The organism is Geodermatophilus sp. CPCC 206100 (genome assembly GCF_048569675.1).
Taxonomy (GTDB): domain Bacteria; phylum Actinomycetota; class Actinomycetes; order Mycobacteriales; family Geodermatophilaceae; genus Geodermatophilus.
The window spans coordinates 1-24,065 of sequence record NZ_JAQISV010000005.1 but is presented as its reverse complement, the minus strand read 5'-3'; the positions used below and the strand labels follow the sequence as shown (position 1 = coordinate 24,065).

Annotated in this window: 21 protein-coding genes; 5 read left to right on the top strand and 16 right to left on the bottom strand. The window is 74.1% G+C overall.

Translation table 11 applies throughout. The annotated features are described in order from the left end of the window. Positions 1-2: 2 nt before the first annotated feature. Positions 3-1,622 (bottom strand): ABC transporter substrate-binding protein, encoded by a 1,620-nt coding sequence (locus PGN05_RS03140; protein WP_419751065.1) that lies wholly within the window; start codon positions 1,620-1,622, stop codon positions 3-5. A 210-nt stretch (positions 1,623-1,832) separates the two neighbouring features. Here PGN05_RS03140 and PGN05_RS03135 point away from each other — a divergent pair, with 210 nt between their 5' ends. Both PGN05_RS03135 and PGN05_RS03130 read left to right on the top strand, forming a co-directional pair. Then, positions 1,833-2,429: a nitroreductase family protein gene (locus PGN05_RS03135; RefSeq protein WP_419751064.1), complete on the top strand. Its 597-nt coding sequence runs from the start codon at positions 1,833-1,835 to the stop codon at positions 2,427-2,429. 26 nt (positions 2,430-2,455) lie between these two features. Beyond that, a complete protein-coding gene (locus PGN05_RS03130) occupies positions 2,456-3,220 on the top strand; it encodes an SDR family NAD(P)-dependent oxidoreductase (protein ID WP_419751063.1) in 765 nt (254 codons plus the stop codon). A gap of 27 nt (positions 3,221-3,247) precedes the next feature. On the opposite strand, the gene hisH is transcribed toward PGN05_RS03130, so the two are convergent. The 5 genes from hisH to hisD form a co-directional block, all read right to left on the bottom strand. Next, positions 3,248-3,886, bottom strand: coding sequence for an imidazole glycerol phosphate synthase subunit HisH (hisH, locus tag PGN05_RS03125; protein ID WP_419751062.1), 639 nt, complete (start codon positions 3,884-3,886; stop codon positions 3,248-3,250). 79 nt (positions 3,887-3,965) lie between these two features. Then, complete coding sequence (locus PGN05_RS03120; RefSeq protein WP_419751061.1) at positions 3,966-4,142, bottom strand: hypothetical protein; 177 nt, start codon at positions 4,140-4,142, stop codon at positions 3,966-3,968. Between the two features lie 50 nt (positions 4,143-4,192). After that, the gene (gene hisB, locus PGN05_RS03115) at positions 4,193-4,789 is read right to left on the bottom strand and encodes an imidazoleglycerol-phosphate dehydratase HisB (protein ID WP_419751060.1); all 597 of its coding nucleotides are present in this window, start codon (positions 4,787-4,789) and stop codon (positions 4,193-4,195) included. Between the two features lie 4 nt (positions 4,790-4,793). Continuing rightward, positions 4,794-5,900 (bottom strand): histidinol-phosphate transaminase, encoded by a 1,107-nt coding sequence (locus PGN05_RS03110; RefSeq protein ID WP_419751059.1) that lies wholly within the window; start codon positions 5,898-5,900, stop codon positions 4,794-4,796. After that, positions 5,897-7,201, bottom strand: coding sequence for a histidinol dehydrogenase (gene hisD / locus PGN05_RS03105; protein WP_419751058.1), 1,305 nt, complete (start codon positions 7,199-7,201; stop codon positions 5,897-5,899). The genes PGN05_RS03110 and hisD overlap by 4 nt, the downstream gene beginning before the upstream one ends. Positions 7,202-7,377: 176 nt before the next feature. Here hisD and PGN05_RS03100 point away from each other — a divergent pair, with 176 nt between their 5' ends. Further along, positions 7,378-8,178: an LON peptidase substrate-binding domain-containing protein gene (locus PGN05_RS03100; RefSeq protein WP_419751057.1), complete on the top strand. Its 801-nt coding sequence runs from the start codon at positions 7,378-7,380 to the stop codon at positions 8,176-8,178. On the opposite strand, the gene PGN05_RS03095 is transcribed toward PGN05_RS03100, so the two are convergent. The 6 genes from PGN05_RS03095 to lspA form a co-directional block, all read right to left on the bottom strand. Next, on the bottom strand, positions 8,175-8,912 hold the full coding sequence (locus PGN05_RS03095) for an LPXTG cell wall anchor domain-containing protein (protein WP_419751056.1): 738 nt from the start codon (positions 8,910-8,912) through the stop codon (positions 8,175-8,177). The two genes, PGN05_RS03100 and PGN05_RS03095, sit on opposite strands and share 4 nt — an antisense overlap. Positions 8,913-8,983: 71 nt before the next feature. Then, a complete protein-coding gene (gene dnaE / locus PGN05_RS03090) occupies positions 8,984-12,544 on the bottom strand; it encodes a DNA polymerase III subunit alpha (RefSeq protein WP_419751055.1) in 3,561 nt (1,186 codons plus the stop codon). A gap of 307 nt (positions 12,545-12,851) precedes the next feature. Continuing rightward, positions 12,852-13,292 (bottom strand): GNAT family N-acetyltransferase, encoded by a 441-nt coding sequence (locus PGN05_RS03085; protein ID WP_419751054.1) that lies wholly within the window; start codon positions 13,290-13,292, stop codon positions 12,852-12,854. Further along, complete coding sequence (locus PGN05_RS03080; RefSeq protein WP_419751053.1) at positions 13,289-14,071, bottom strand: CPBP family intramembrane glutamic endopeptidase; 783 nt, start codon at positions 14,069-14,071, stop codon at positions 13,289-13,291. Before PGN05_RS03080 ends, PGN05_RS03085 begins: the two co-directional genes overlap by 4 nt. A gap of 10 nt (positions 14,072-14,081) precedes the next feature. Beyond that, the gene (locus PGN05_RS03075; protein ID WP_419751052.1) at positions 14,082-15,020 is read right to left on the bottom strand and encodes an RluA family pseudouridine synthase; all 939 of its coding nucleotides are present in this window, start codon (positions 15,018-15,020) and stop codon (positions 14,082-14,084) included. 68 nt (positions 15,021-15,088) lie between these two features. After that, positions 15,089-15,820, bottom strand: a complete 732-nt coding sequence (lspA, locus tag PGN05_RS03070; protein WP_419751051.1) for a signal peptidase II — start codon at positions 15,818-15,820, stop codon at positions 15,089-15,091. A 98-nt stretch (positions 15,821-15,918) separates the two neighbouring features. On the opposite strand from lspA, the gene mqo reads away from it, so the two are divergent. Continuing rightward, entirely contained in the window at positions 15,919-17,409 is a 1,491-nt protein-coding gene (gene mqo, locus PGN05_RS03065; RefSeq protein WP_419751050.1) for a malate dehydrogenase (quinone), read from the top strand. Positions 17,410-17,504: 95 nt separating this feature from the next. Here mqo and PGN05_RS03060 read toward each other — a convergent pair whose 3' ends face one another. Continuing rightward, entirely contained in the window at positions 17,505-19,016 is a 1,512-nt protein-coding gene (locus tag PGN05_RS03060) for a potassium/proton antiporter (protein WP_419751049.1), read from the bottom strand. A 167-nt stretch (positions 19,017-19,183) separates the two neighbouring features. Between PGN05_RS03060 and ileS the strand changes: the two genes are divergently transcribed. Then, a complete protein-coding gene (ileS, locus tag PGN05_RS03055; RefSeq protein ID WP_419751048.1) occupies positions 19,184-22,327 on the top strand; it encodes an isoleucine--tRNA ligase in 3,144 nt (1,047 codons plus the stop codon). Between the two features lie 142 nt (positions 22,328-22,469). Here the strand turns inward: ileS and PGN05_RS03050 are convergent, their stop codons facing one another. The 3 genes from PGN05_RS03050 to PGN05_RS03040 all read right to left on the bottom strand — a co-directional run. Then, on the bottom strand, positions 22,470-23,192 hold the full coding sequence (locus tag PGN05_RS03050) for a DivIVA domain-containing protein (RefSeq protein ID WP_419751047.1): 723 nt from the start codon (positions 23,190-23,192) through the stop codon (positions 22,470-22,472). 104 nt (positions 23,193-23,296) lie between these two features. Next, positions 23,297-23,596, bottom strand: a complete 300-nt coding sequence (locus PGN05_RS03045) for a YggT family protein (RefSeq protein WP_419751046.1) — start codon at positions 23,594-23,596, stop codon at positions 23,297-23,299. A 54-nt stretch (positions 23,597-23,650) separates the two neighbouring features. Next, positions 23,651-24,065 (bottom strand): cell division protein SepF (locus tag PGN05_RS03040; protein ID WP_419751045.1); only part of this gene is annotated, 415 nt, incomplete at its 5' end.

The following is a 24,065-nucleotide window of genomic DNA, read 5'->3' as shown; positions in this document are numbered from 1 at the left end:
GGTCAGCTCTGCTCCCGCCAGACCTCGTCCCAGACGACCCCGGGGTTCACCGCGAGCGGCGGCACCTCGGTGGTCAGGCCGGGGCCGTGGACCCCCTGCACGGCGAGGTTGGCCGGGGCGAAGGCGAGGCCGAACGGCGCGTAGTGGTTCTCCGCGATGTACTCGGCCGCCTGCCGGTAGAGGTCGGCGCGCTCGTCCTCGTCGAGCGAGGCCGCGGCGTCGGTCAGCAGCTGGTCCATCTGCGGGTCAGCGATGCCGCTGAACGGCGAGGTGGAGGCGAAGCGGAAGGACACGCCGACCCCGGCCGCCGGGTCCCAGGCGCCGGCGGTCTGCAGCATCGCCTGCCACGTGCCACCCGTGAACTCCTGGACCAGGGTGTTGAGCGAGTAGTCCTCGATCGTCACGTCGATCCCGACCTCCTGCCACTGCGTCTGCAGGGCGGTGTTGACCTGGGTGGCCACATAGGCGCCGAGGGTACCGAGGGTGACCTGCAGCCCGCCGAGCTCCTGCACCAGCTCCCGCGCCCGGTCCGGGTCGTACTCGGGGTACCCCTCGACCTCGGGCTCGTAGAACTTGCCGCCGGGCGCGGTGAAGCCCTGGCTGACCGGGTACTGGCCGCCGAACAGCCCCTCGGCGATGGCCTCGAAGTCCGTCGCCGCGTAGATGGCCTCGCGGGCACGGACGTCGTCGAACGGCGCGGTCTTGGTGTTCAGCTGGATGACGTACGGGGACGTCGCCGGCTGGACGGTCACCTGCAGCTGGTCGTTGGACTGGGCCTGCTCCAGCAGCGGGGTGGTGGTCAGACCCTCGTACGCCTGCGCCTGACCGGCCAGCAGCGCCTGGTAGGCCGGCTGGTCACCGCCGATCGACTGGAAGGTCAGCCGGTCGAGGTAGGGCAGCCCCTCCCTGAAGTAGTCCTCGTTCCGCTCGAGCACCAGCGTCGAGCTGAGCTGGTTCTCCACCACGGTGAACGGACCCGCGCCCACCGGCGTGAGGGCCATGGCGTCCTGCCCCTGCTCCTCCACCGCGGTCGGGGAGATCATCCAGTTGACGTTGCTGACCGGGAACGAGGCGAGGACCGCGGCGTTGGGCTGGGTGAACGACACCGAGACCGTCAGCGGGTCGACGACCTGGATCCCCTCCGGAGCCAGCTGCCACACCGGCTTGCAGGTGCAGGCCGAGGCCAGCGCGCGCTCCCAGTTGAACTTGACCGCGTCGGCGTCGAGCGGGGTGCCGTCGCTGAACTGGATGCCCTCGCGCAGCGTGACGGTCAGCGTCAGGCCGTCGTCGGAGATCTCGCCGCTCTCGGCCTGGTGCGGCTCGATGCGGGCGTTGGAGCCGTCCTCGTCGGTCCGCAGGAGGAACAGGCCGCCGTAGATGGCCTGCTGCATCGCGATGTTGGCGCCGCCGGTGGCGTTGGTGGCCGGGTCCAGGCCGGTCGGCCAGCTGCCGGCGAACGCGGCGTCCTCCAGGACCACGAGCTCGCCCCCGGTCTGCGGCTCCCCCGCGTCGCTCGCGGAGCCGGTGCCGGTGGCCGCGCCCCCGCTCCCGCCGCCGCCACCGCAGGCGGACAGGGCGAGGGCGGAGGCGAGGAGGAGGGACGGGATCGCCCGTGGCTTCATGTACGTGCTCCCCTTGCTCGGGATCGCGGGATCGGTCGTCGCCGGGTGGCGACAGTGACGTGGATCACTGCGGAGGGAAGATCCACCGCGGCGCGGAACGGGCGTGACGACGCTCCCGCCGGATGGAAGACAACTTCGGCGGACCGGCGCCGACCTGCGGGTTCGCGCACAACGAAACGGTCACGGCGGGCGGGGTGGCAGGGTCGCGGCGTGGAGTTCGCTGACGTCGTCCGCCGGCGCCGCATGGTGCGCGACTACGACCCCGACCGGCCGGTCCCCCCGGAGGTCCGCGAGCGGCTGCTGGCGCACGCGGTCCGGGCGCCGTCGGCGGGGTTCGCGCAGGGCTGGGCGTTCCTGGTCCTGGAGACCCCCGAGGAGCGCGACCGGTTCTGGGCGGCGACCGCCCCCGCCGGCGGTGACGGCTGGCTGACCCGGATGCGCCGGGCGCCGCTGCTGGTCGTGCCGCTGTCGTCGAAGGACGCCTACCTGGACCGCTACGCCGAGCCGGACAAGGGCTGGAGCGACCGGGACGAGGCCCGCTGGCCGGTTCCCTACTGGGACGTCGACGCGGGGATGGCGGCGCTGCTCATGCTGCTCACGGCGGTCGACGAGGGGCTGGGCGCGTGCTTCTTCGGCGTCCCGGCCGAGCGGGTGGCGGCGTTCCGGGCGGCGTTCGGGGTGCCCGGGACGCACCGGCCGGTCGGCTGCGTCTCGGTCGGCTACGCGGGCGCCGAGGACCGGCGCTCGCCGTCGCTGCGCCGCGGCCGGCGGGGCCTGGACGAGGTCGTGCACCGCGGGCGGTGGTGACCGGGCCGGCTGGTTGACTGCCGGTCGTGACCGACCAGACCAGCCCCCGCGCCGTCCTCGTCACCGGGGCCTCCCGGGGCATCGGGCGGGCGGTCGCGCACGCCTTCGCCGCGGCCGGCGACCGGGTCGCCGTCCACTGGGGCGCCTCCCGGGAGCGGGCCGAGCAGACCCTGGCCGAGCTGCCCGGTGACGGGCACGTCCTGGTGCAGGCGGCGATGGACGACGCCGACGCGGTGGGCCGCATGGTCGACGAGGCGGCCGCGGGCCTCGGCGGCCTGCAGGTCCTGGTGAACAACGCCGGCGTCTTCACCGCGCACCCGCCGATGGCCACCGACTACGAGCAGTGGCAGGCGGTGTGGTCGCGGACGCTGGCGGTCAACCTGGTCGGCGCGGCCAACGCGACCTTCCGGGCGGTGCCGCACCTGGTCGCCGCCGGCGGGGGCGCGATCGTCAACGTCTCCAGCCGCGGCGCGTTCCGCGGCGAGCCCGACACCCCGGCGTACGGGGCGTCCAAGGCCGGCCTCAACGCCTTCGGGCAGTCCATGGCCCTCGCCCTGGCCCCGCACGGCATCTCGGTGGGCACCGTGGCCCCCGGCTTCGTCCAGACGGAGATGGCCCGCGAGGTGCTCGACGGCCCGGGCGGGGACGCCGTCCGGGCGCAGTCCCCCTACGGCCGGGTGGCCCGCCCCGAGGAGGTCGCCTCGGCGGTGCTGTGGCTGGCCTCGCCCGGCGCGCGCTTCTCCACCGGGACGATCATCGACGTCAACGGCGCGTCCTACCTGCGCAGCTGAGCCCGGTCGCCCGCGGTCGGTGGCGGCTCAGTCGAGCGTGGCCAGCCAGTTGGTCAGCAGCTGCGCGCCGGCGTCGCCGCTCTTCTCCGGGTGGAACTGGGTCGCCGACAGGGGCCCGTTCTCCACGCCGGCGACGAACCGGTCGCCGTGCTCGGCCCAGGTGACCAGAGGCGGGGCCAGCGGCGAGGGCACGCTCCCGGACGCGAGCGGGAAGTCCCGCACGCCGTAGGAGTGCACGAAGTAGAAGCGCTGGTCGGTGAGGCCGTCGAACAGCACGCTGCCCGCGGGCGCCTGGACGGTGTTCCAGCCCATGTGCGGGAGGACCGGCGCCTCGAGCGGCTCCACGGTCCCGGGCCACTCCCCGCAGCCCTCGGCGTCCTGCCCGTGCTCGACGCCGCGCTCGAACAGGATCTGCATGCCGACGCAGACCCCCAGGACCGGCCGGCCGCCGGCCAGCCGGCGGCCGATCACTCGCGGGCCGTCCACGGCGCGCAGCCCGTCCATGCAGGCGGCGAAGGCGCCCACGCCCGGGACGACGAGCCCGTCGGCGTCCAGCGCGGCCCGGGGGTCGCCGGTCACGGTGACGTCGGCACCGACGCGGGTCAGGGCGCGCTCGGCCGAGCGCAGGTTGCCCGATCCGTAGTCGAGGACGACGACCTTCTTCACGGCACTCACGGTAGCCGTCAGCACCGGCGCGACCTGCGGTGTTCCCGGCCCCGCCCCGAGCCGCGGGACGGGACCCGCGTCACACGAGCCGCAGGAGGCCCGACGCGGTCGCCAGCACCGCCGCGACCAGGAGCACGACGGCGAAGAAGACCTGCGGGCCGGTCCGGCCGTGGGTGTCGGAGTCGGCCTTCCAGATGCTCCAGGCCCCGCCGAGCAGGAAGCCGCCGACGACGAGCAGCACGACGGCGGAGGTCATGCGAGGAACCGAAGCGGGGTCATGCGAGGCACCGAAGCGGCATCACGGAGCTACAGGGCGCCCTTGGTGGAGGGCACGTCGGTCACCCGGGGGTCGAGCGCGACCGCCGCGCGCAGGGCCCGGGCCAGCGCCTTGAACTGCCCCTCGACGATGTGGTGGGCGTCCCGGCCGGCGTAGAGGACCCGCACGTGCAGGCTGATCCGCGCGTTGAACGCGAAGGACTCCAGCACGTGCTTGGTCAGGCTCGTCGGGTAGTCCGGCCCGATCATCGGCGTCATGTCCTCGGGCTCGCTGTGCACGAAGTACGGCCGGCCGGACAGGTCGACGGCGGCCTGCGCCAGGACCTCGTCCATGGGGATGGTGGCGTCGCCGTAGCGGGTGATGCCCTTCTTGTCCCCCAGCGCCTGGGCGAACGCCTGGCCGAGGGCGATGGCGACGTCCTCGACGGTGTGGTGCGCGTCGATGTGCAGGTCGCCGTCGGCGCGGACGGTGAGGTCGATGCCGCTGTGCTTGGACAGCGCCGTCAGCATGTGGTCGTAGAAGCCGACGCCGGTGCTGATCGAGCTCGTGCCGGTGCCGTCGAGGTCGAGTTCGACGACGAGCTTGGTCTCGCTGGTCTCGCGCTCGACGCGTGCAGTCCTGCTCATGTGGTCAGTCTCCCAGGCGGTGGTCGGCGGCGACCTCACCCAGGGCGGTGAGGAAGGCGTCGGTCTCCTGCGGCGTCCCGGCGGTCACCCGCAGCCAGCCGGGCAGCCCGACGTCGCGCACGAGGACGTCGCGTTCGAGCAGGGCCCGCCAGGCGGCCGGGGCGTCGGCGAAGCGCCCGAAGAGCACGAAGTTGGCGTCGCTGGGCACGCTGGTCAGCCCCATGCCGGGCAGCGCGGCGACGATCCGGTCCCGCTCGGCCTTGACCGCGTCCACGGTCGCCAGCAGGGCGTCGGTGTGCGCCAGCGCCGTCCGGGCGGCGGCCTGGGTGAGCGAGCTCAGGTGGTAGGGCAGCCGCACCAGCTGGAGCGCGTCGACGACGGCGGGGTCGGCGGCGAGGTAGCCCAGCCGCAGCCCGGCCATGCCGAACGCCTTGCTCATCGTGCGGCTCACGATCAGCCGGGGGCGGCCGGTCAGGAGGGTGAGCGCCGAGGGCGTGCCGGTGCGGGCGAACTCCGCGTAGGCCTCGTCCACGACGAGGACGCCGGTGCTCGCCTCGTAGAGCGCCTCGACCGTGGCGAGGTCCACCGCGGTGCCGGTCGGGTTGTTGGGGCTGGTCACGAACACGACGTCGGGCGCCAGCTCGCGGACCTGCGCGGCGGCCGCCTCCGGGTCGATCGTGAAGTCCGCGCGCCGGTGGCCGTCCACCCAGGTGGTCCCCGTGCCCGCGGCGATGATCGGGTGCATCGAGTACGAGGGCGTGAAGCCCAGCGCCCGGCGCCCGCCGCCGCCGAAGGTCTGCAGGACCTGCTGGAGGATCTCGTTGCTGCCGTTGGCCGCCCACACCTGCTCCGGCGCCAGCCACACGCCGCCGGTGCGGGTCAGGTAGGCGGCGAGGTCGGTGCGCAGCGCCAGCGCGTCCCGGTCGGGGTAGCGGTTGAGGTCGACGGCGGCGTCCCGGAGCGCTCCGGCGAGGTCGGCGAGCAGCGCCTGCGGCAGCGGGTGCGGGTTCTCGTTGGTGTTGAGCCGGTACTTGGCCGGTATCTGTGGAGCGCCGTAGGGCGAGCGGCCCCGCAGCTCCGGCCGCAGCGGGAGCTCGTCCATCCGGCTCATGCCCGCTGCCGGGCCCGGACGGCGGCGGCGTGCGCGGGGAGGTCCTCGGCGCCGGCGAGGGCGTCGATGTGCCCGGCCACCTCGGCGAGGGCCTGCTCGTCGTACTCCACGACGTGGATGCCGCGGAGGAACGACTGCACCGACAGGCCGCTGGAGTGCCGGGCGCAGCCGCCGGTGGGCAGCACGTGGTTGGAGCCCGCGCAGTAGTCGCCCAGCGACACCGGCGACCAGGCCCCCACGAACACCGCCCCGGCGTTGCGCACCCGGGCGGCGACCTGGCGGGCGTCGCGGGTCTGGATCTCCAGGTGCTCGGCGGCGTAGGCGTCGACCACCCGCAGGCCCGCCGCCAGGTCGTCCACGAGGACGATGCCCGACTGGCTGCCCTCCAGCGCGGTGGTGATCCGGTCGGAGTGCTTGGTGGCGGCGACCTGGCCGGGCACGAGGTCGACGACGGCGTCGGCGAGCTGCTCGCTCGTCGTCACCAGCACCGCGCCGGCCAGCGGGTCGTGCTCGGCCTGGCTGATCAAGTCCGCGGCGACGTGCACCGGGTCGGCGGTGTCGTCGGCGAGGATGGCGACCTCGGTGGGGCCGGCCTCGGAGTCGATGCCGATGAGGCCGCGCAGCAGCCGCTTGGCGGCGGTCACGTAGACGTTGCCGGGGCCGGTGACCATGTCGACCGGCTCGCAGGAGCCGGCGCCGTACCCGAACACGGCGATCGCCTGCGCGCCCCCGACGGCGTAGACCTCCGTGACGCCCAGCAGCGCGCACGCGGCGAGGACGCCGGGGTCGGGCAGGCCGCCGTGGTCGCGCTGCGGCGGGGAGGCCACGGCGATCGACTCGACCCCGGCGAGCTGGGCCGGGACGACGTTCATCACGACGCTGGACAGCAGCGGGGCCAGCCCGCCGGGCACGTAGAGGCCGACCCGGCGCACCGGCACCCAGCGCTCGGTCACCGTGCCGCCGCGGACCACCTGGGTGGTGGTGTCGGTGCGGCGCTGGTCGGCGTGCACCCGGCGGACGCGGGCGATGGCCTCCTCCAGCGCGGCCCGCACGGCGGGCTCGATCTCGGTCAGCGCCCGCTCGATCGCGTCGACCGGGACGGCGAAGTCCGCCGAGTCCACCCCGTCGAGGCGGGCGGTGATCTCGCGGACCGCCTGGGCGCCCCGCACCCGGACGTCCTCGCACAGCGGCCGGACGGTGGCGAGCACCGAGTCGATGTCGGTGCCGGCCCGGGGCAGCAGCCCGGAGAGCTCGCGCACCCCCGGCAGCGTGGACCCACGCAGGTCGATGCGGGCGAGCACGGGCGGACCTCCGAGGCGGCTCCGGGGCGCGGACGGGAACACCCCAGGGTAGACGGGCGGCCACCGGGAACCGTCCGGGCGCTCCCTCCCCCGTAGGCTCGGCGGGCGCGAGCGAGCGCGGGCACGGACCCGGCGGCGCCGCCCGCGGGGCCGACGAGCGCCGGCGAGGAGGATGCGTGGGCGACCTGATCCCGCTCTTCCCGCTCGGCACCCCGCTGTTCCCCGGCGTGCTGCTGCCGCTCCAGGTCTTCGAGCCCCGGTACCGCCGGCTCGTGCGGGACCTGCTCGCCGTTCCGGAGGGCGCCGGCCGGTTCTTCGGCGTGGTCGCCATCCGGCAGGGCTGGGAGGTCGAGCGGGTCGCCCCGGCCGAGGCCATCTACGACGTCGGCTGCACCGCCCGGCTGCAGACGGTCCGGCCGCAGCCCGACGGCGGGTTCCGGATCGTCACCGTGGGCGGCGACCGGTTCCGGCTGCTGGAGCTCCTGGTCTCCGACGACCCGCCCTACCTGCGGGCGGAGGTGGAGTGGCTGGCCGAAGAGGAGGCGGCGGAGGAGGCCGCCGGGGACCAGGAGGGGCTGGCCGGGCCGGAGGGCTCGGCGCCCGCCCCCTCCGACGACGTGGTCACCGACGTCGCCCGCGGCTCGCTGGAGGTGCTGGTCCGCGGCGTGGGCGGCCTGTTCGCCCGATACGTGACCGCGGTGGCGGGCCTGGCCGGCGAGATCCCCGACGACGCGGAGCCGGAGGCCGGGGACCTGCTCTCGGCGGTCGACGGGGACCCGCGGGCGCTGTCCTACCTGGTGGCCTCGGCGGCGCTGCTCACGACCGAGGACCGGCAGGCGCTGCTGGCCGAGTCGACCACCCGGCGCCGGCTGCGGGCCGAGTCGCGGCTGCTGCGCCGCGAGCTGACCCTGCTGGAGACCATCGGAGCGGTGCCGGCACCGCTGCAGCGCTTCGCCGGACCCCGCAGCGTCAACTAGGAGGACCCCGCCCTCCCCTCCGCTCGCGAGCTCGCGGCGGTGCCCGGACCGGAGCCGTTGGCCCCGCGCACACTCGGGGCGGGCTCCGGGACGGGGCCGGCGGACGGCAGCGCGGCGACCACCGACGACGCGACGGCGCCGGGGGCGGGTCCGGACCGGCCGAGGTCCTCCTCCGGTGCCATCAGCGTGGCGACCACGTAGACGAGCACCGCCGCGAACGGGCCGACGGCGAGGGCGGCCAGGGAGTGCAGGGTCAGCGCGGTGGTCACCCGCGCCCCCACGTCGGCGAGCTGGGCCTCGGTGGGGCCGGGGCCGAGCAGCTCCCCCAGCTGCCAGGCCAGCAGGGCCGCCAGGAGGGTGCCGAGGGCCAGCGCCACCACGGTGGCGACCCCGCGGCGGCGGCGCAGGGCCCAGCCGACGCCGCCGGCGAGCAGGCCCAGCCCGGCCAGGACGAGGGTGAACACGCCGTCGTCGGCGGCGAGCAGCTCCGCCGAGGGCCGGCCGAGGACCAGCGGGCCGTCGGCGGTCACCTCGAACTGCGCGCGCGGCGCCAGCGCCCACCACAGCAGCCCCGCGGGCAGCCCGGCCACCAGGAGGAGCCCGGTGAGCGTCAGGGCGGTGCGCCGGTCGGCCCGCAGCTCGGCGGCACCGGGCCACCGCGGCCCGGCCGGCGTTCGGGGCCGTCGTCCGGCCGGGGGCGCCTCGGGCGGGCGGGGGGCGACGGGGTCGGACACGTCCCCAGTGAACCCCGCCGCGCCGCCGGGGCGGTCCGGTGGCCCCGTCCCGGGCGAGACGGGGTCCACGCTCACAGCAGCGCCACGCTCGTCGGGCCGAGCAGGGCCTTGATGTCGCCCATGAGGGCGGTGCTGGGGCGCACCCGCAGTCCCTGGTCCAGGCGCAGCACGGTCTCCCGGCTGCCGTTGACCAGCTTCAGCTGCACCTCGGTGGTGCCCGGGTGGCTGCCCAGGACCTCGCGCAGCCGCTCGACGACCGGGGGCGTGCAGCGGGCCGCGGCCATCGAGACCATCACCGGTCCGCGCGGGCCCTCGGTGAGCTCGGGGATGGTCACCTCCGAGCCGAACAGGGAGGGCTGGTCGTCGCGTCGGCTGATCCGACCCTTGACCACGATGATCTGGTCGCGGACGACCTTCTCCGACACCTCGGCCCAGGTCTTGGGGAAGAACAGCACCTCGATGCCGGACTCGAGGTCCTCCAGCGTCGCGATGGCCCAGGGCGCGCCCTGCTTGTTGGTGCGCGGGGAGACCGCCGTGAGGATGCCGGCGATCGTCACGTTCGCGCCGTCCTCGACACCCCCGGCGTTGATCTCGACGATCGGGGTGTCCGCGTTGGCCGCGAGCACGTGCTCGACGCCGTGCAGCGGGTGGTCGGACACGTAGAGCCCGAGCATGTCGCGCTCGAACATCAGCCGCTCGCTCTTGGACCAGTCCGCCGTCGGGATGGCGATCTCCAGCGCGCCGCCGAAGGGGTCGTCCGCACCGTCGTCGCCACCGAAGCTGCCGAAGAGGTCGAACTGGCCCTCGGCCTCCTTGCGCTTGAGGGCCATCGCGGAGTCGACCGCCTGCGCGTGGACCGCGGCGATGCCCTGCCGCGAGTGGCCCATCGAGTCGAACGCGCCGGCCTTGGCGAGCGACTCGATGACCTTCTTGTTGCAGGCCACCGTGTCGATCTTGCGCATGAAGTCGGCGAAGTCCTTGAACGCGCCCTTCTCCTCGCGCGCCCGGACGATGGACTCGACGACGTTGTGCCCGACGTTGCGCACCGACGCGAGGCCGAAGCGGATGTCGGTGCCGACGGCGGTGAAGTCCCAGGAGGACTCGTTGACGTCCGGCGGGAGCACCTTGATGCCCATGCGCCGGCACTCGGCCAGGTAGACCGGGCGGCGGTCCTTGTCGTCGCCGACGCTGGTGAGCAGCCCGGCCATGTACTCGGCCGGGTAGTTGGCCTTGAGGTAGGCCGTCCAGTACGAGACCAGGCCGTAGGCGGCCGAGTGGGCCTTGTTGAACGCGTAGTCGGCGAACGGGACCAGGATGTCCCAGAGCGTCTTGACCGCGGCGCCGGAGAACCCGTTGGCCTTCATGCCGGCCTCGAAGCCGACGAACTCCGCGTCGAGGACCGACTTCTTCTTCTTGCCCATCGCGCGGCGCAGCAGGTCGGCCTTGCCGAGGGAGTACCCGGCGACCTTCTGCGCGATCGCCATGACCTGCTCCTGGTAGACGATCAGGCCGTAGGTCTGGCCGAGGATCTCCTCCAGCGGCTCGGCCAGCTCCGGGTGGATCGGCGTGATCTCCTGCTGGCCGTTCTTGCGCAGCGCGTAGTTGGTGTGCGAGTTCGCACCCATCGGACCGGGCCGGTAGAGCGCGCCGACGGCGGAGATGTCCTCGAAGTTGTCCGGCCGCATGAGCCGCAGCAGCGACCGCATCGGCCCGCCGTCGAACTGGAAGACGCCGAGGGTGTCGCCCCGGGCGAGCAGCTCGTAGGTGGCCTTGTCGGTGAGGTCCTTGCTGATCTCGTCGAGGTCGACCGGCTCCTTGCCGTTGGCGACGATGTTGCGCAGCGCGTCGTCGATGACCGTGAGGTTGCGCAGGCCCAGGAAGTCCATCTTGAGCAGGCCCAGCGTCTCGCAGGTCGGGTAGTCGAACTGCGTGATGATCGCGCCGTCGGCCTCGCGGCGCATGATCGGGATGCTGTCGATCAGCGGGTACCGGCCGATGATCACCCCGGCCGCGTGCACGCCCCACTGCCGCTTCAGGCCCTCCAGCTTGCGGGCCTGGTCGACGACCTCCGCCGCGCCCGGGTCGGACTCGTAGCGGGCGCGGAACTCCGCGGCCTCCTTGTAGCGGTCGTGCTTGGGGTCGAAGATCCCCGACAGCGGGATGTCCTTGCCCATCACCCCCGGCGGCATGAGCTTGGTCAGCTCGTCGCCCACCGAGTAGGGCCGGTCGAGCACCCGGGCGGCGTCCTTGATCGCGGCCTTGGCCTTGATCGTGCCGTAGGTGACGATCTGGCTGACCCGCTCCTCGCCGTACTTCTGCGACACGTACTGGATGACCTCGCCGCGGCGGCGGTCGTCGAAGTCGATGTCGACGTCGGGCATGGAGACGCGCTCGGGGTTGAGGAACCGCTCGAAGATCAGGCCGTGGGCCAGCGGGTCGAGGTCGGTGATGCCCATGGCGTAGGCGGCCAGCGACCCGGCGGCCGAGCCACGGCCGGGGCCCACCCGGATGCCGTTGTCCTTGGCCCAGTTGATGAAGTCGGCGACCACGAGGAAGTACCCCGGGAAGCCCATCTGGGTGATGATCCCGACCTCGTAGTCGGCCTGCTTGCGCACGTGGTCGGGGATGCCGCCGGGGTAGCGCTTGTGCAGCCCCCGCTCGACCTCCTTGACGAACCAGGAGGTCTCGTCCTCACCCTCGGGCAGCGGGAACCGCGGCATGAGGTCGGCGCCCTCGGTGAAGGACACCTCGCACTGCTCGGCGACCAGCAGCGTGTTGTCGCAGGCCTCGGGGTGCTCGCGGAACAGCTCCCGCATCTCGGCGGCCGACTTCAGGTAGTAGCCGTCCCCGTTGAACTTGAAGCGGTTGGGCTCGTTGAGCCGGGACCCGGTCTGGATGCACAGCAGGGCGTCGTGCGCCTCGGCGTCCTCCCGGTGGGTGTAGTGCAGGTCGTTGGTGCCCAGCAGCGGGATGCCGAGGTCCCGGGCGATCTCCATCAGCGCCGGCCGGGTCTTCTTCTCGATGGACAGCCCGTGGTCCATGATCTCGGCGTAGAAGTTCTCGCGGCCGAAGATGTCCTGGAAGTCGGCGGCGGCCTGCCGGGCCTGGTCGACCTTGCCGGCGCGCAGCCACATGTTCACCTCGCCCGACGGGCAGCCGGTGGTGGCGATCAGGCCCTTTCCGTAGCGCTCCAGCAGGTCCCGGTCGAAGCGGGGCTTGCGGTACTGGCCCTCCAGGCTGGCCAGCGAGGAGATGCGGAAGAGGTTGTGCATGCCCTCGGTGGTGCGGGCCAGCAGCGTCATGTGCGTGTAGGCGGCCTTGCCGCGGTTGCTCCCGCCGTCGCCCTCCTCGTCGATCAGCTTGTCGCCGAAGTCGAACGGGGCGCGGTCGAACCGGGAGCCGGGCGTGTAGTACCCCTCCATGCCGATGATCGGCTTCACGCCGGCAGCGGTGGCCTGCTTGTAGAAGTCGTAGGCGCCGAAGACGTTGCCGTGGTCGGTCATCGCCAGCGCGGGCATCCCCTGCTCCGCGGCGGCCTTGGTGACCTCCGGCAGCTTCGCCGCGCCGTCGAGCATCGAGTACTCGGTGTGTACGTGCAGGTGCACGAACGAGTCGGACGGGGTGCTGCTCACGGGGCTGCGTGCTCCTCACAGGTCGTGCGTGCCCGGCCGTCGAGGTCCGCGGCCGGCGACCGGCGGGGAAGACCGGCGGGCGGTGCGCGGCCGACGAGCCGGGCCTGACTGCGCCGTCGGGTCGGCGGTCGGGTCGGTGCGTCGATCCTCGCACTGGGAGAGGTCTACTCCGAGGGTCTGACAGGACGTGTCTCCTCACACCCGACCGCTGCCCCCCACCCGCCCCGGGTCCTCGTGGCGCAGGGTGGAGGGCAGCCGCAGCCCCTGGGCGCGGACCAGCGTGGGTCGCGCCGCCGAGCAGCACCACCTAGCGCGGCGTGTCGTCGTCGAGGCGCCGGCGCATCGTGACGTGGACGATGCCGGCCTCCTCGTACTCCTCCCCCACCGCGATGTAACCGGCCCGCTCGTAGAAGCCGCGGGCGCCCACCTGGGCGTGCAGCTCCACCTCGGGCAGCCCCAGCCGCACCGCCTGCCGGTGCAGCTCGGCGAGGACCGCGGCGCCGTGCCCCCGGCCGCGGACGGCCGCGTCGACCGCCATGCGGCCGACCAGCGCCCGGCCGTCGCCGACCAGCAGCCGGCCGGTCGCCACCACGCGGCCGCCGTCGTCCCGGGCGACGGCGTGGACGGCGGTGGCGTCGTGCTCGTCCTGCTCGATCTCCGGCGGGACGCCCTGCTCCTCGACGAACACGCGGGTCCGCAGCGCGACCACCTCCGGCCAGTCGGCCGGGCCGGCCACCCCCACCCTCACCGGTCGACCGCCGGGAGCGCGCTGGCCGGGACGAGCAGGAACCGCAGGTCGATGAGCACGTGCAGCAGGACCGGCAGCAGCAGCGAGCCGGTGTCCAGGTAGAGAGCCGCCAGCACGCCCCCGAGGACGCCGGTGGTGAGCACGCCGGCCACCCCCTGGTAGGCGTGCGCCAGGCCGAACGCGACCGCGGCCACGGCGACCAGCAGCGGCGTGGACAGCCCGCCGGCCACCGCGGCGGCCACGGCGAGGAAGAACCCGCGGTACAGCCACTCCTCGCACACGCCCGCGGTGGTGCCGACGACGGTGAACAGCCGCCGCTCGGCCCCGGTGCGCGGGAGCAGCGCCAGCGTGGCGTGCACCGGCGGCTCGGCGTGCCGCCCCTCGCCGGGGCGGCGGCGTGCCGGGGCGGCGGCCTCGGCGAGCGCGCCCGAGCGCAGGGCCCGCGTCGAGACCACCACGAACGCCAGCACCAGCAGCGCCGCGGCCCCGGAGACCGGCCCCGGCCACGACTGCGGCCAGCGCAGCCCCACCGCGCCGGCGTCGACGCCCGGGGCCGACAGCCAGACGGCGAGGGCGAGCAGCGCCAGGCCCCACTCGAGGACCAGCAGCCGCCGGTAGAACGACCGGCGGGCGCCGTCCTCGGTGCGCAGCCGGCCCTCGAACCGGCGGTGCAGCACGTGACCGACGAGGGGCTCCCCCAGCACCAGGTACCCGGCGACGACCACCGCCGACAGCGCGGCCGGGCCGTAGTCGGCGAGGGAACCGGGGAGCCCGTCCACCGACGGGCCCTCAGGCCTCGGCGCGCAGGATGTCGAGCGCGCCGGCCAGGTCGGCCGGGTAGGGGCTGGTGAACTCCACCCAGTGCCCGTCGGCCGGGTGCGGGATGCCCAGCCGGACCGCGTGCAGCCACTGCCGCGACACCGTCAACCGGGCGGCCAGCGTGGGGTCGGCGCCGTAGGTCGTGTCACCGACGCAGGGGTGGCGCAGCGCGGAGAAGTGCACGCGGATCTGGTGCGTGCGGCCGGTCTCCAGCCGGATGTCGACCAGGCTGGCGGCCGGGAAGGCCTCCATGACCTCGTAGTGGGTGACCGACGGGCGCCCGCCCTGGACGACGGCGAACCGCCAGTCGTGCCGCGGGTGGCGGTCGATCGGGGCGTCGATCGTGCCCCGCGAGGGGTCCGGGTGGCCCTGGACGAGGGCGTGGTAGCCCTTCTCGACGGTGCGCTCCTTGAACGCCGCCTTGAGCCGGGTGTAGGCCCGCTCGCTCTTGGCCACCACCATGAGCCCCGTGGTGGCGGCGTCCAGCCGGTGGACGACGCCCTGCCGCTCCGCCGCGCCCGAGGTGGAGATCCGGTAGCCGGCCGCGGCCAGACCGCCGACGACCGTCGGCCCCTCCCAGCCGGGGCTCGGGTGCGCGGCGACGCCGACGGGCTTGTCCACCACCACGATGTCGTCGTCGTCGTGGACGACGGTCATCCCCGCGACCGGCTCGGGGTCCGCCGGCTCGCCCGGGGGCGGCGGGAGCTCGACCTCCAGCCAGCTGCCACCGCTGATCCGGTCGCCCTTGCCGCGGGCCCGGCCGTCGACGAGCACGGCTCCGGCGTCGGCGAGGTCCGCGGCGGCGCTGCGGGAGAGCCCGAACAGGCGGGACAGCGCCTGGTCGACGCGCTGGCCCTCCAGCCCGTCCGGCACCGGGAGCGCCCGGTGCTGGCCGGGGGAGTCGATCACGCCCTCCATCGTGACAGAAGGAGGACCCCCTCTCCCCGACCCCTCGCGGACCCGAGCGGGGCCCGCCGTCAGCGCCGGGCCGCTCCCCCGTCGCGGGCGTCGCGGCGGCCCCCCGCGCGGGAGCCGTCGAACTCGATGCCGCGGAGGGCCAGGATCACCCCGAGGATGCCGCCGCAGACGATCGCCGAGTCGGCGACGTTGAAGATCGGGTAGACCTCGCCGTCCGGCGCGAACACCGAGACGAAGTCGACGACGCCGCCGCGCAGGAACCCGGGGTCGCGGAACACGCGGTCGACCAGGTTGCCCACCGCGCCCCCGAGGACCAGCCCCAGCGCCACCGCCCACCCCGAGGAGCACAGCCGGCGGGCGGTGCGGACGATCACCACGGCCACGGCGACGGCGATCAGCGTGAAGACGACGGTGAAGCCCTCGGCGAAGGAGAAGGCCGCCCCGGTGTTGCGGTGGTGGGTCAGGTAGAGCGCGCCGCCCAGCAGGCGGACGTTCTCGCCGGGGTCGATGGTCGCGACGACGAGCAGCTTGGTGCCGAGGTCGGCCAGCAGCACCCCCAGCGCCAGGAGGAGCAGCAGGCGGGTGCGTGGTCGAGGGTGCGCGCCGTCCGGCTGCTCCGCGGGGACCTCGCCCGCGCCGTCCCGGGGCTCGCTGGCTTCGGACAGGACGGCTCCTCGGTCGTGGCTCGCGCGACCCGTCGCCGCGCTCCCCGACGATAGCCGCGGCCCGCCGCCGAGCCCCTGGACCCGGCCGGTGCGCGGCGCAACTCGGGGCGGGGTGATCCATCTCATGTGCCGCTGAGACCGATCTCACCACGCGGAGTGACATGTTCCCGCCGGAAAGAGCCGACGTTGGAGGGGTAGCCACACTCCCGGACCGGAAGGCCGTCGTGTCCACCGAACTCGCACCCTCGACCGACCCCGACGTCGTCCTCGTCGGCGGCGGCATCATGAGCGCGACCCTGGCGTCGCTGCTCGGTGTCGTGGCCCCCGACTGGAGCGTCACCCTGTTCGAGTCCGGCCCCGACGTGGCCGGCGAGAGCTCCGACGCCTGGAACAACGCCGGCACCGGCCACGCGGCCCTCTGCGAGCTCAACTACACGCCGGCGGGCCCCGACGGGTCGGTCGACGTCAGCAAGGCCGAGACGATCAACGAGCAGTTCCAGGTCTCCCGGCAGTTCTGGTCGCACCTGGTCCGCTCGGGCCTGACCGGGGCGCCCAAGGAGTTCATCACCCCGGTTCCGCACATCAGCTTCGTGACCGGTGCGGCCGGCCGGCAGTACATGCGCAACCGCTACGAGGCCATGGCCGCCTCGCCGCTGTTCGCCGGCATGGAGTACACCGACGACGGCACCGAGCTGGCCGAGTGGGTGCCGCTGATGATGGCCGGCCGCCCCGCCGACCAGGTCGTGGCCGCCACCCGCTCGGTCGCCGGCACCGACGTCGACTTCGGCTCGCTGACCCGCCTGCTGGTGAGCGCCGCCGAGCAGCGCGGCGTGCACGTGCACTGCAACCAGCGGGTCACCGAGGTCGAGCGGCGCACCGACGGCCGCTGGGACGTCACCGTCACCGACGCGTCGACCGGCGAGGAGCGCCGCGTGCGCGCCCGCTTCGTCTTCGTGGGCGCCGGCGGCGGCGCGCTCCCGCTGCTGCAGCGGGCCGACATCCCCGAGATCCGCGGCTTCGGCGGCTTCCCGGTCAGCGGCAAGTTCCTGCGCACCCGGTCCCCCGAGCTGGTCTCGGGCCACCAGGCCAAGGTCTACGGCCAGGCCGCCGTCGGCGCTCCGCCGATGTCGGTGCCGCACCTGGACCTGCGCCTCATCGACGGCGACCACTCGCTGCTGTTCGGGCCCTACGCCGGCTTCTCGCCCAAGTTCCTCAAGGCCGGCTCCCTGTTCGACCTCCCCCGGTCGGTCCGCGGGCACAACCTGGGCTCGATGCTGGGCGTGGCCAAGGACAACGTCCCGCTCACCCGGTACCTGATCTCGGAGCTGCTCAAGGGCGGCAAGTCGCGGCACAACACGCTGACCGAGTTCATGCCCGAGGCGGAGGAGGCCGACTGGGACCTCATCACCGCCGGCCAGCGCGTGCAGGTCATCAAGCGCGACGCGAAGGGCGCGCCGGTGCTGCAGTTCGGCACCGAGCTGGTCGTCGGTGGCGAGGGCACGATCGCCGGTCTCCTCGGCGCCTCCCCGGGCGCCTCGACGGCGGTCGCGGCGATGCTCACCGTCCTCGAGCGCTGCTTCCCGGGCCGGATCGACGCCTGGCGGCCGGCGCTGCAGGAGGCGATCCCCTCCTACGGCCGCCGGCTGGTCGACGACCCGGCGCTGCTCGCCGAGGTCCGCGCCGAGACGACGCAGACCCTCGAGCTCAACGGCTGAGCCGCGGAGGGGCCGACGTCACCGCGTCGGCCCCGTGGCCCCGCTGCAGGGTCCCCCCGCGAGCCTGCGAGCGGTGGGGGCAGCGGGGTCCTCCCTCAGTCGGTCTCGGAGGCGGTGCCGGTCTCGCCCCGCCAGCTGGCCAGCCGGCCGGCGCGGCTGACCGCCCGCAGCCGCCGCTCGGCCTCGGCCCGCGACCGCCGCGCGGACACCAGCAGCGCCTGGTCACCGCGCACCAGCCGGGTGGTCGCGTCGGGGACGAAGGACCGGCCGTCGCGGACGATCAGCACCACCGCGGCGTCCTCGGGCAGCCGCAGTTCCGGCAGGTAGACGCCGTGCAGCCGCGAGCCGACCGGCACCCGCAGCTGCAGCAGGTCGGCGTCCAGCTCGTCCAGCGGTGCGGACTCCACGTCGACGTCCCGCGGGGTCACCGGGGCGGCGATGCGCAGCGCGCGGGCGACCCAGGGCAGCGACCAGCCCTGGATGAGGGTGAAGACGACGACGAGCACGAAGACCGTGTCGAAGATCCGGACGGCGCCCTGCACCCCCGCGGCGACGGGGAAGGTGGCCAGCACGATGGGCACCGCCCCGCGCAGCCCGGCCCAGGAGATGAAGGCCTGCTGGGTCAGCGGCATCCGGAACCACACGAGGCTGGCCAGCACCGACAGGGGGCGGGCGACCAGCAGCAGGGCCAACCCCACCGCGAGCGCCGGCAGCAGCGCGTCCCCCAGCCGCAGGGGCGAGGCCAGCAGGCCCAGCAGCACGAACAGCCCGATCTGGGCCAGCGACGCCATCCCCTCGGCGAAGCCCATGCTCGCAGAGCGGTGCGGCAGGGCCGCGTTGCCGAGCACCACCCCGGCGAGGTAGACCGCGACGAACCCCGAGGTGTGCGCCAGGTCCGCCGCCGCGAACGCCAGCACGCACAGCGCCAGGGTGGCCAGCGGGTAGAAACCGGCCAGCGGCAGCGCCACCCGGCGCAGCAGCTCGGCCCCGGCCATGCCGACGGCGACGCCGATGGCCGCACCGCCCACCAGCTCCAGCACGATCTCCAGCGCCACGAACCACCACGCGTGCGCCTCGGCGTCGGTGAGGTAGGCCGAGAGCGCGGTCACCAGCAGGATCGCCGGCGCGTCGTTGAGCCCGCTCTCGGCCTCGATGGACGCGGTCAGCCGGCGCGGCAACGACAGCCGGCGCAGGGCGGCGAACACCGCCGCGGCGTCGGTCGAGCCGATCACCGCGCCCAGCAGCAGCGCGAAGGCCCACCGGAAGTCCAGCAGCCAGACGGCGATCGCCGCGGTGACGACCACGCTGACGGCCACGCCGATGGTCGCCAGCGACACCCCCGGCCCGATGGCCCGGCGGACGTCGGCCCAGCGGGTGGTCAGCCCGCCCTCGGCGAGGATGACGACGAGCGCGGCCACGCCGAGGGTCTGGGTGAGCTGCACGTCCTCGAACTGGACGCCCAGGCCGTTCTCGCCCAGGGCGACGCCGAGCGCCAGGTAGAGCAGCAGGCTGGGCAGGCCGAGCCGGTTGGCCAGGCGCAGCGCCACCGCGGCGACGAGGACGATGAGCGCCCCCACGGCCAGCCCGACGGTGACCGTCGTGTTCACCGCGCGGCCCTGTCCACCTCCGCAGTCTCCCGTACGCGCGTTCCGCCGCTGGGACCTCCGGGCCGCGGCCGGGCACCGCCGCCGGTCGTGAGCGGTCCTCGGGGATGATGGAGGGCGTGAGCTCTCCCGGTCCCTTCCGCGCATCGCCCTCCGGGCGCTTTCGCGCCATGCCCCCCCAGGTCGACCTGCCCGCCCTCGAGCAGGAGGTCCTGGGCCGCTGGGAGGCGGACAAGGTCTTCGCGCGCACGCTCGACAACGCCGCCGGCAAGCCGCAGTGGAACTTCTACGAGGGCCCGCCGACCGCCAACGGCCGCCCGGGCACGCACCACATCGAGGCCCGCGCCTTCAAGGACGTCTTCCCGCGGTTCAAGACCATGCAGGGCTGGCACGTCCCCCGCCGCGCCGGGTGGGACTGCCACGGCCTGCCGGTGGAGATCGCCGTCGAGCAGGAGCTGGGCTTCGCCGGCAAGCCGGACATCGAGCGCTACGGCATCGCCGAGTTCAACGCCCGCTGCCGGGAGTCGGTGGAGCGGCACGTCGCCGACTTCGCCCAGCTGACCCACCGGATGGGCTACTGGGTCGACATGTCCACCGCCTACTGGACGATGGACCCGGCCTACATCGAGAGCGTGTGGTGGTCGCTCAAGCAGGTCTTCGAGAAGGGCCTGCTGGTCGAGGACCACCGCGTCGCCCCCTACTGCCCGCGCTGCGGCACCGGGCTGTCCGACCACGAGGTGGCGCAGGGGTACGAGTCGATCACCGACCCCTCGGTGTACGTCCGGCTTCCGGTCACCAGCGGCGAGTGGGCGGGCCGGGCCGACCTGCTGGTCTGGACGACGACGCCGTGGACGCTGCCGTCCAACACCGCGGTCGCCGTCCACCCCGACGTGACCTACGTCGTCGCCAGGCGCGGCGACGACGTCCTCGTGGTGGCCGAGCCGCTGCTGGGCGCGGTCTTCGGCGACACCGACGACGTCGAGGTGCTGGCCCGCACCCCGGGCCGGGACTGGGAGCGGGTGCACTACCAGCGGCCCTTCGAGCTGGTCGACTTCCCCGCCGGCGAGGACGCGCACTTCGTCGTCCTCGCCGACTACGTGACCACCGACGACGGCACCGGGTTGGTGCACCAGTCCCCCGCGTTCGGCGCCGACGACCTCGCCGTCTGCCGGGGCTACGGCCTGCCCGTGGTCAACCCGATCGACGCCAGCGGGCACTTCCTGCCCGAGGTGGGGCTGGTCGGTGGGCGGTTCTTCAAGGCCGCCGACGACTCGCTGGTGGCCGACCTGGCCGCCCGCGGCGTGCTGTGGCGTGAGCAGCGCTACGAGCACAGCTATCCGCACTGTTGGCGCTGCCACACGCCGCTCATGTACTACGCGCAGCCGTCCTGGTACATCCGCACGAGCGCGCTCAAGGACCAGCTGCTCGCCGAGAACGAGAAGACGCACTGGCACCCCGAGCACATCCAGTGGGGCCGCTACGGCGACTGGCTGCGCAACAACGTCGACTGGGCGCTGTCCCGCGACCGGTACTGGGGCACGCCGCTGCCGATCTGGCGCAACGACGCCGACCCGGACCGCATGGTGCTGGTCGGCTCCCTGGCCGAGCTCGCCGAGCTCAGCGGGCGGGACCTCTCCGGCCTCGACCCGCACCGGCCGTTCATCGACGAGGTCACCTTCACCCGCCCCGGCGAGGAGGGCACCTACCGGCGGGTGCCGCAGGTGATCGACGCCTGGTACGACTCCGGCTCGATGCCCTTCGCGCAGTGGGGCGCGCCGTACCGCAACCAGGCGGAGTTCGAGGCGGCCTACCCGGCGCAGTTCATCTGCGAGGCGATCGACCAGACCCGCGGCTGGTTCTACTCGCTGATGGCCGTCGGCACCCTGGTGTTCGGGGAGAGCTCGTACGAGAACGTCCTCTGCCTGGGGCACATCCTGGCCGAGGACGGCCGGAAGATGAGCAAGCACCTGGGCAACATCCTCGAGCCGATCCCGCTCATGGACCGGCACGGCGCCGACGCCGTCCGCTGGTTCATGTTGGCCGGCGGCTCGCCCTGGTCGGCCCGCCGGGTGGGGCACGAGACGCTGTCCGAGGTGGTCCGGAAGGTGCTGCTCACCTACTGGAACACCGCCAGCTTCTTCACCCTGTACGCCGAGACCAACGGCTGGGACGCGGTGGCGCCGCCGGCCGACGAGCGGCCGCTGCTGGACCGCTGGGCGCTGGCCGAGCTGGCCGCGGTCACCGAGGGCGTCACCGCGGCGCTCGAGGACTTCGACACCCAGGGCGCCGGGCGGCTGATCGCCCAGTTCGTCGACGACGTGAGCAACTGGTACGTGCGCCGCTCGCGCCGCCGGTTCTGGGACGGCGACCCCGCGGCGCTGGCCACCCTGCACGAGGTGCTGGACGTGCTGACCCGCCTCATGGCGCCGTTCACCCCGTTCGTCACCGAGGAGGTGTGGGCCCGCGCCGTGGCGCCGGGCCTGGCCGGGGCGGGCGGGGCCGAGGTCCCCGACAGCGTGCACCTGGCGTCCTGGCCGCAGGTGGACGCCGGGGCCCGCGACGACCGGCTGGTGGCGCAGGTGGCCCTCGTCCGCCGGCTGGTGGAGCTCGGCCGCTCGGCCCGCACCTCGGCCAAGGTGCGCACCCGCCAGCCCCTGGCGCGCGCCGTCGTCGCCGCGCCCGGGTGGTCCGCACTCCCCCGCGACCTGGTCGCGGAGGTGGCCGACGAGCTCAACGTGGCCGAGCTCCTGGACCTCTCGGCCGTGGGTGGGGACCTGGTCGACGTCAGCGTGAAGGTCGACTTCCGCGCCGTCGGCCGGCGCCTGGGCAAGCAGGTGCAGGCCGTCGCGGCGGCGGTCGCCGCGGCCGACGCGGCGGCGCTGGTCGCCGCCTACCGGGCCGGCACGGCCGGGGTCGAGGTCGACGGGACGACGGTGCCGCTACAGGAGGGCGACCTCGTCGTCACCGAGACCCCGCGCGAGGGCTGGACCGTGGCCAGCGGCGGCGGGCTCACCGTCGCGCTGGACCTGGAGCTCACCCCCGAGCTGGAGCGGGCCGGCCTGGTGCGCGAGGCGGTCCGGCTGGTCCAGGAGGCGCGCAAGAGCAGCGGGCTGGCGGTCAGCGACCGGATCGAGCTGTGGTGGACCGCGGAGGGGGCGGACGGAGAGTCGATGGCCGAGGCGCTCCGCGAGCAGGCCGACCAGCTGGCCGCCGAGGTCCTCGCGGTGCGGGTGCACGCCGCCACCCCGGGCGCCGGGGAGGGCACCGAGGGTCCCGGCGGCTCCCGCTTCTGGCTGGCCCGCGCTGCCGGCTGAGCGGAACGCGAGAGGGGCCCCGGACCGTGTGGTCCGGGGCCCCTCTCGTGGATGAGGTGGTGCGGTCTCCGCTCGACTCGGTCCGGCCCCGTCCCGGGCACCGCCCTGAGCCTGCGAAGGGTGGGGAGGACGGGGTCCTTGCTCAGGCGGGGGCGTGCTGGTTCTGCCGGCTGTTGGACGCCGGCTCGGCCGACCCGCGGCTGTCCAGGTCCCGCAGGTGCGACTCGAGGTAGGACCGCAGGCGGGTGCGGTACTCGCGCTCGAAGGTGCGCAGCTCCTCGATCTTGCGCTCGAGGCTGCTGCGCTTCTCCTCCAGGGAGCCCATGACCTCGGTGTGCCGGCGCTCGGCGTCCTGGTCGAGCGCGGCGGCCTTGGCGCGGGCCTCCCGTTCCATCGTGTCGGCGCGGGTGCGGGCGTCGCCGACCATCGAGTCGGCGCGCATCTTGGCCTCGCTGACCATCTGCTCGCTCTTGGCCCGCGCCTCGGTGACCATCCGCTCGCTGTTGGTCTTGGCGGAGACGACCATCTGGTCGGCCTGCGCCTTGGCCTCGTTGACGTACCGGTCGGCGGTCTCGGTCGCCAGGGCCAGCATCCGCGACGCGCGGGCGCTGTCGTCCTCGCGCGGGGCGACCGGCGGGGGCGGCGGCGGAGCGGGGGTCGGCGCGGGCGGCTCGGGCGCCTCGGCGCGGGGCTGGCGGCCGGTCGCGGATCCGGCGCGCAGCTCGTTGTTCTCCTCGATCAGCCGGGCCAGCTCGGCCTCCACCACGTCGAGGAACGCGTCGACCTCGTCCTCGTCGTAGCCCCGCTTGCCGATCGGCGGCTTCTTGAAGACGACGTTGTGCACGTCGGCAGGCGTGAGTGGCATCGGGGGTCACCTCGGGTCAGGCAGCGGGAACAGGGACGTTCTCGGACGGGCGACGGCGGACCACACCCGGCCCTGGGTGACGCCGTCCCCCCGGGGACCAGCGGTCACACGGCACCCCGCGCGAGGCTGTCCACGATCCCCTTGAGGATGTACACGGCGATCAGGAGCACCATAAACCCGAGGTCGAGTCGGATCGTCCCCAGGTTCAGGGGCGGGATGACCTTCCGGATGGCCTTGAGCGGCGGGTCGGTCGTGGCGTAGACGACCTCGAGCCCCGCCGCCACCAGCCCGGACGGGCGCCAGCTGCGCGCCAGCACCATGACCCAGTCGACGACGAACCGCGCGAAGAGCAGGATGAGGAAGACGAGCAGCACCGACGAGACGATCTGCCAGAAGAGAGCCACAGTCCTCGTTCGGTCGGGGCACTCCGCGTGCCGGGTCCACTCCTGCCGTCGGCCTCAGGACCGGTTCAGGAAGCCGCCCTCGCGGATCCGCGCCTTGTCCTCGGCCGTCACGTCGACGTCCCTCGGGCTGAGCAGGAACACCTTGTTCGTGACGGGCTCGATGCTACCGCGCAACCCGAAGATCAGTCCCGCAGCGAAGTCCACCAGCCGCCGCGCGTCGGCGTGGTCGAGCTCCGTGAGGTTCATGATGACCGGGCTGCCGTCCCGGAACGCCTCGCCGATCTGGCGGGCCTCGTTGTAGGTCTTGGGGTGCAGCGTGGTGATCCGGTAGGGCTTCGGCGCGGGGGCCGGCGCCGGTGCCGGGGCGGGAGCCGGCTCGGGCGCGGCGGCCACCGCCTCGCGGACGGCGAGCCCGGCGGCACTGGCGCCGCCGCCCAGGCCGGGCGAGGAGGCGCCGCCCAGGCCGGCG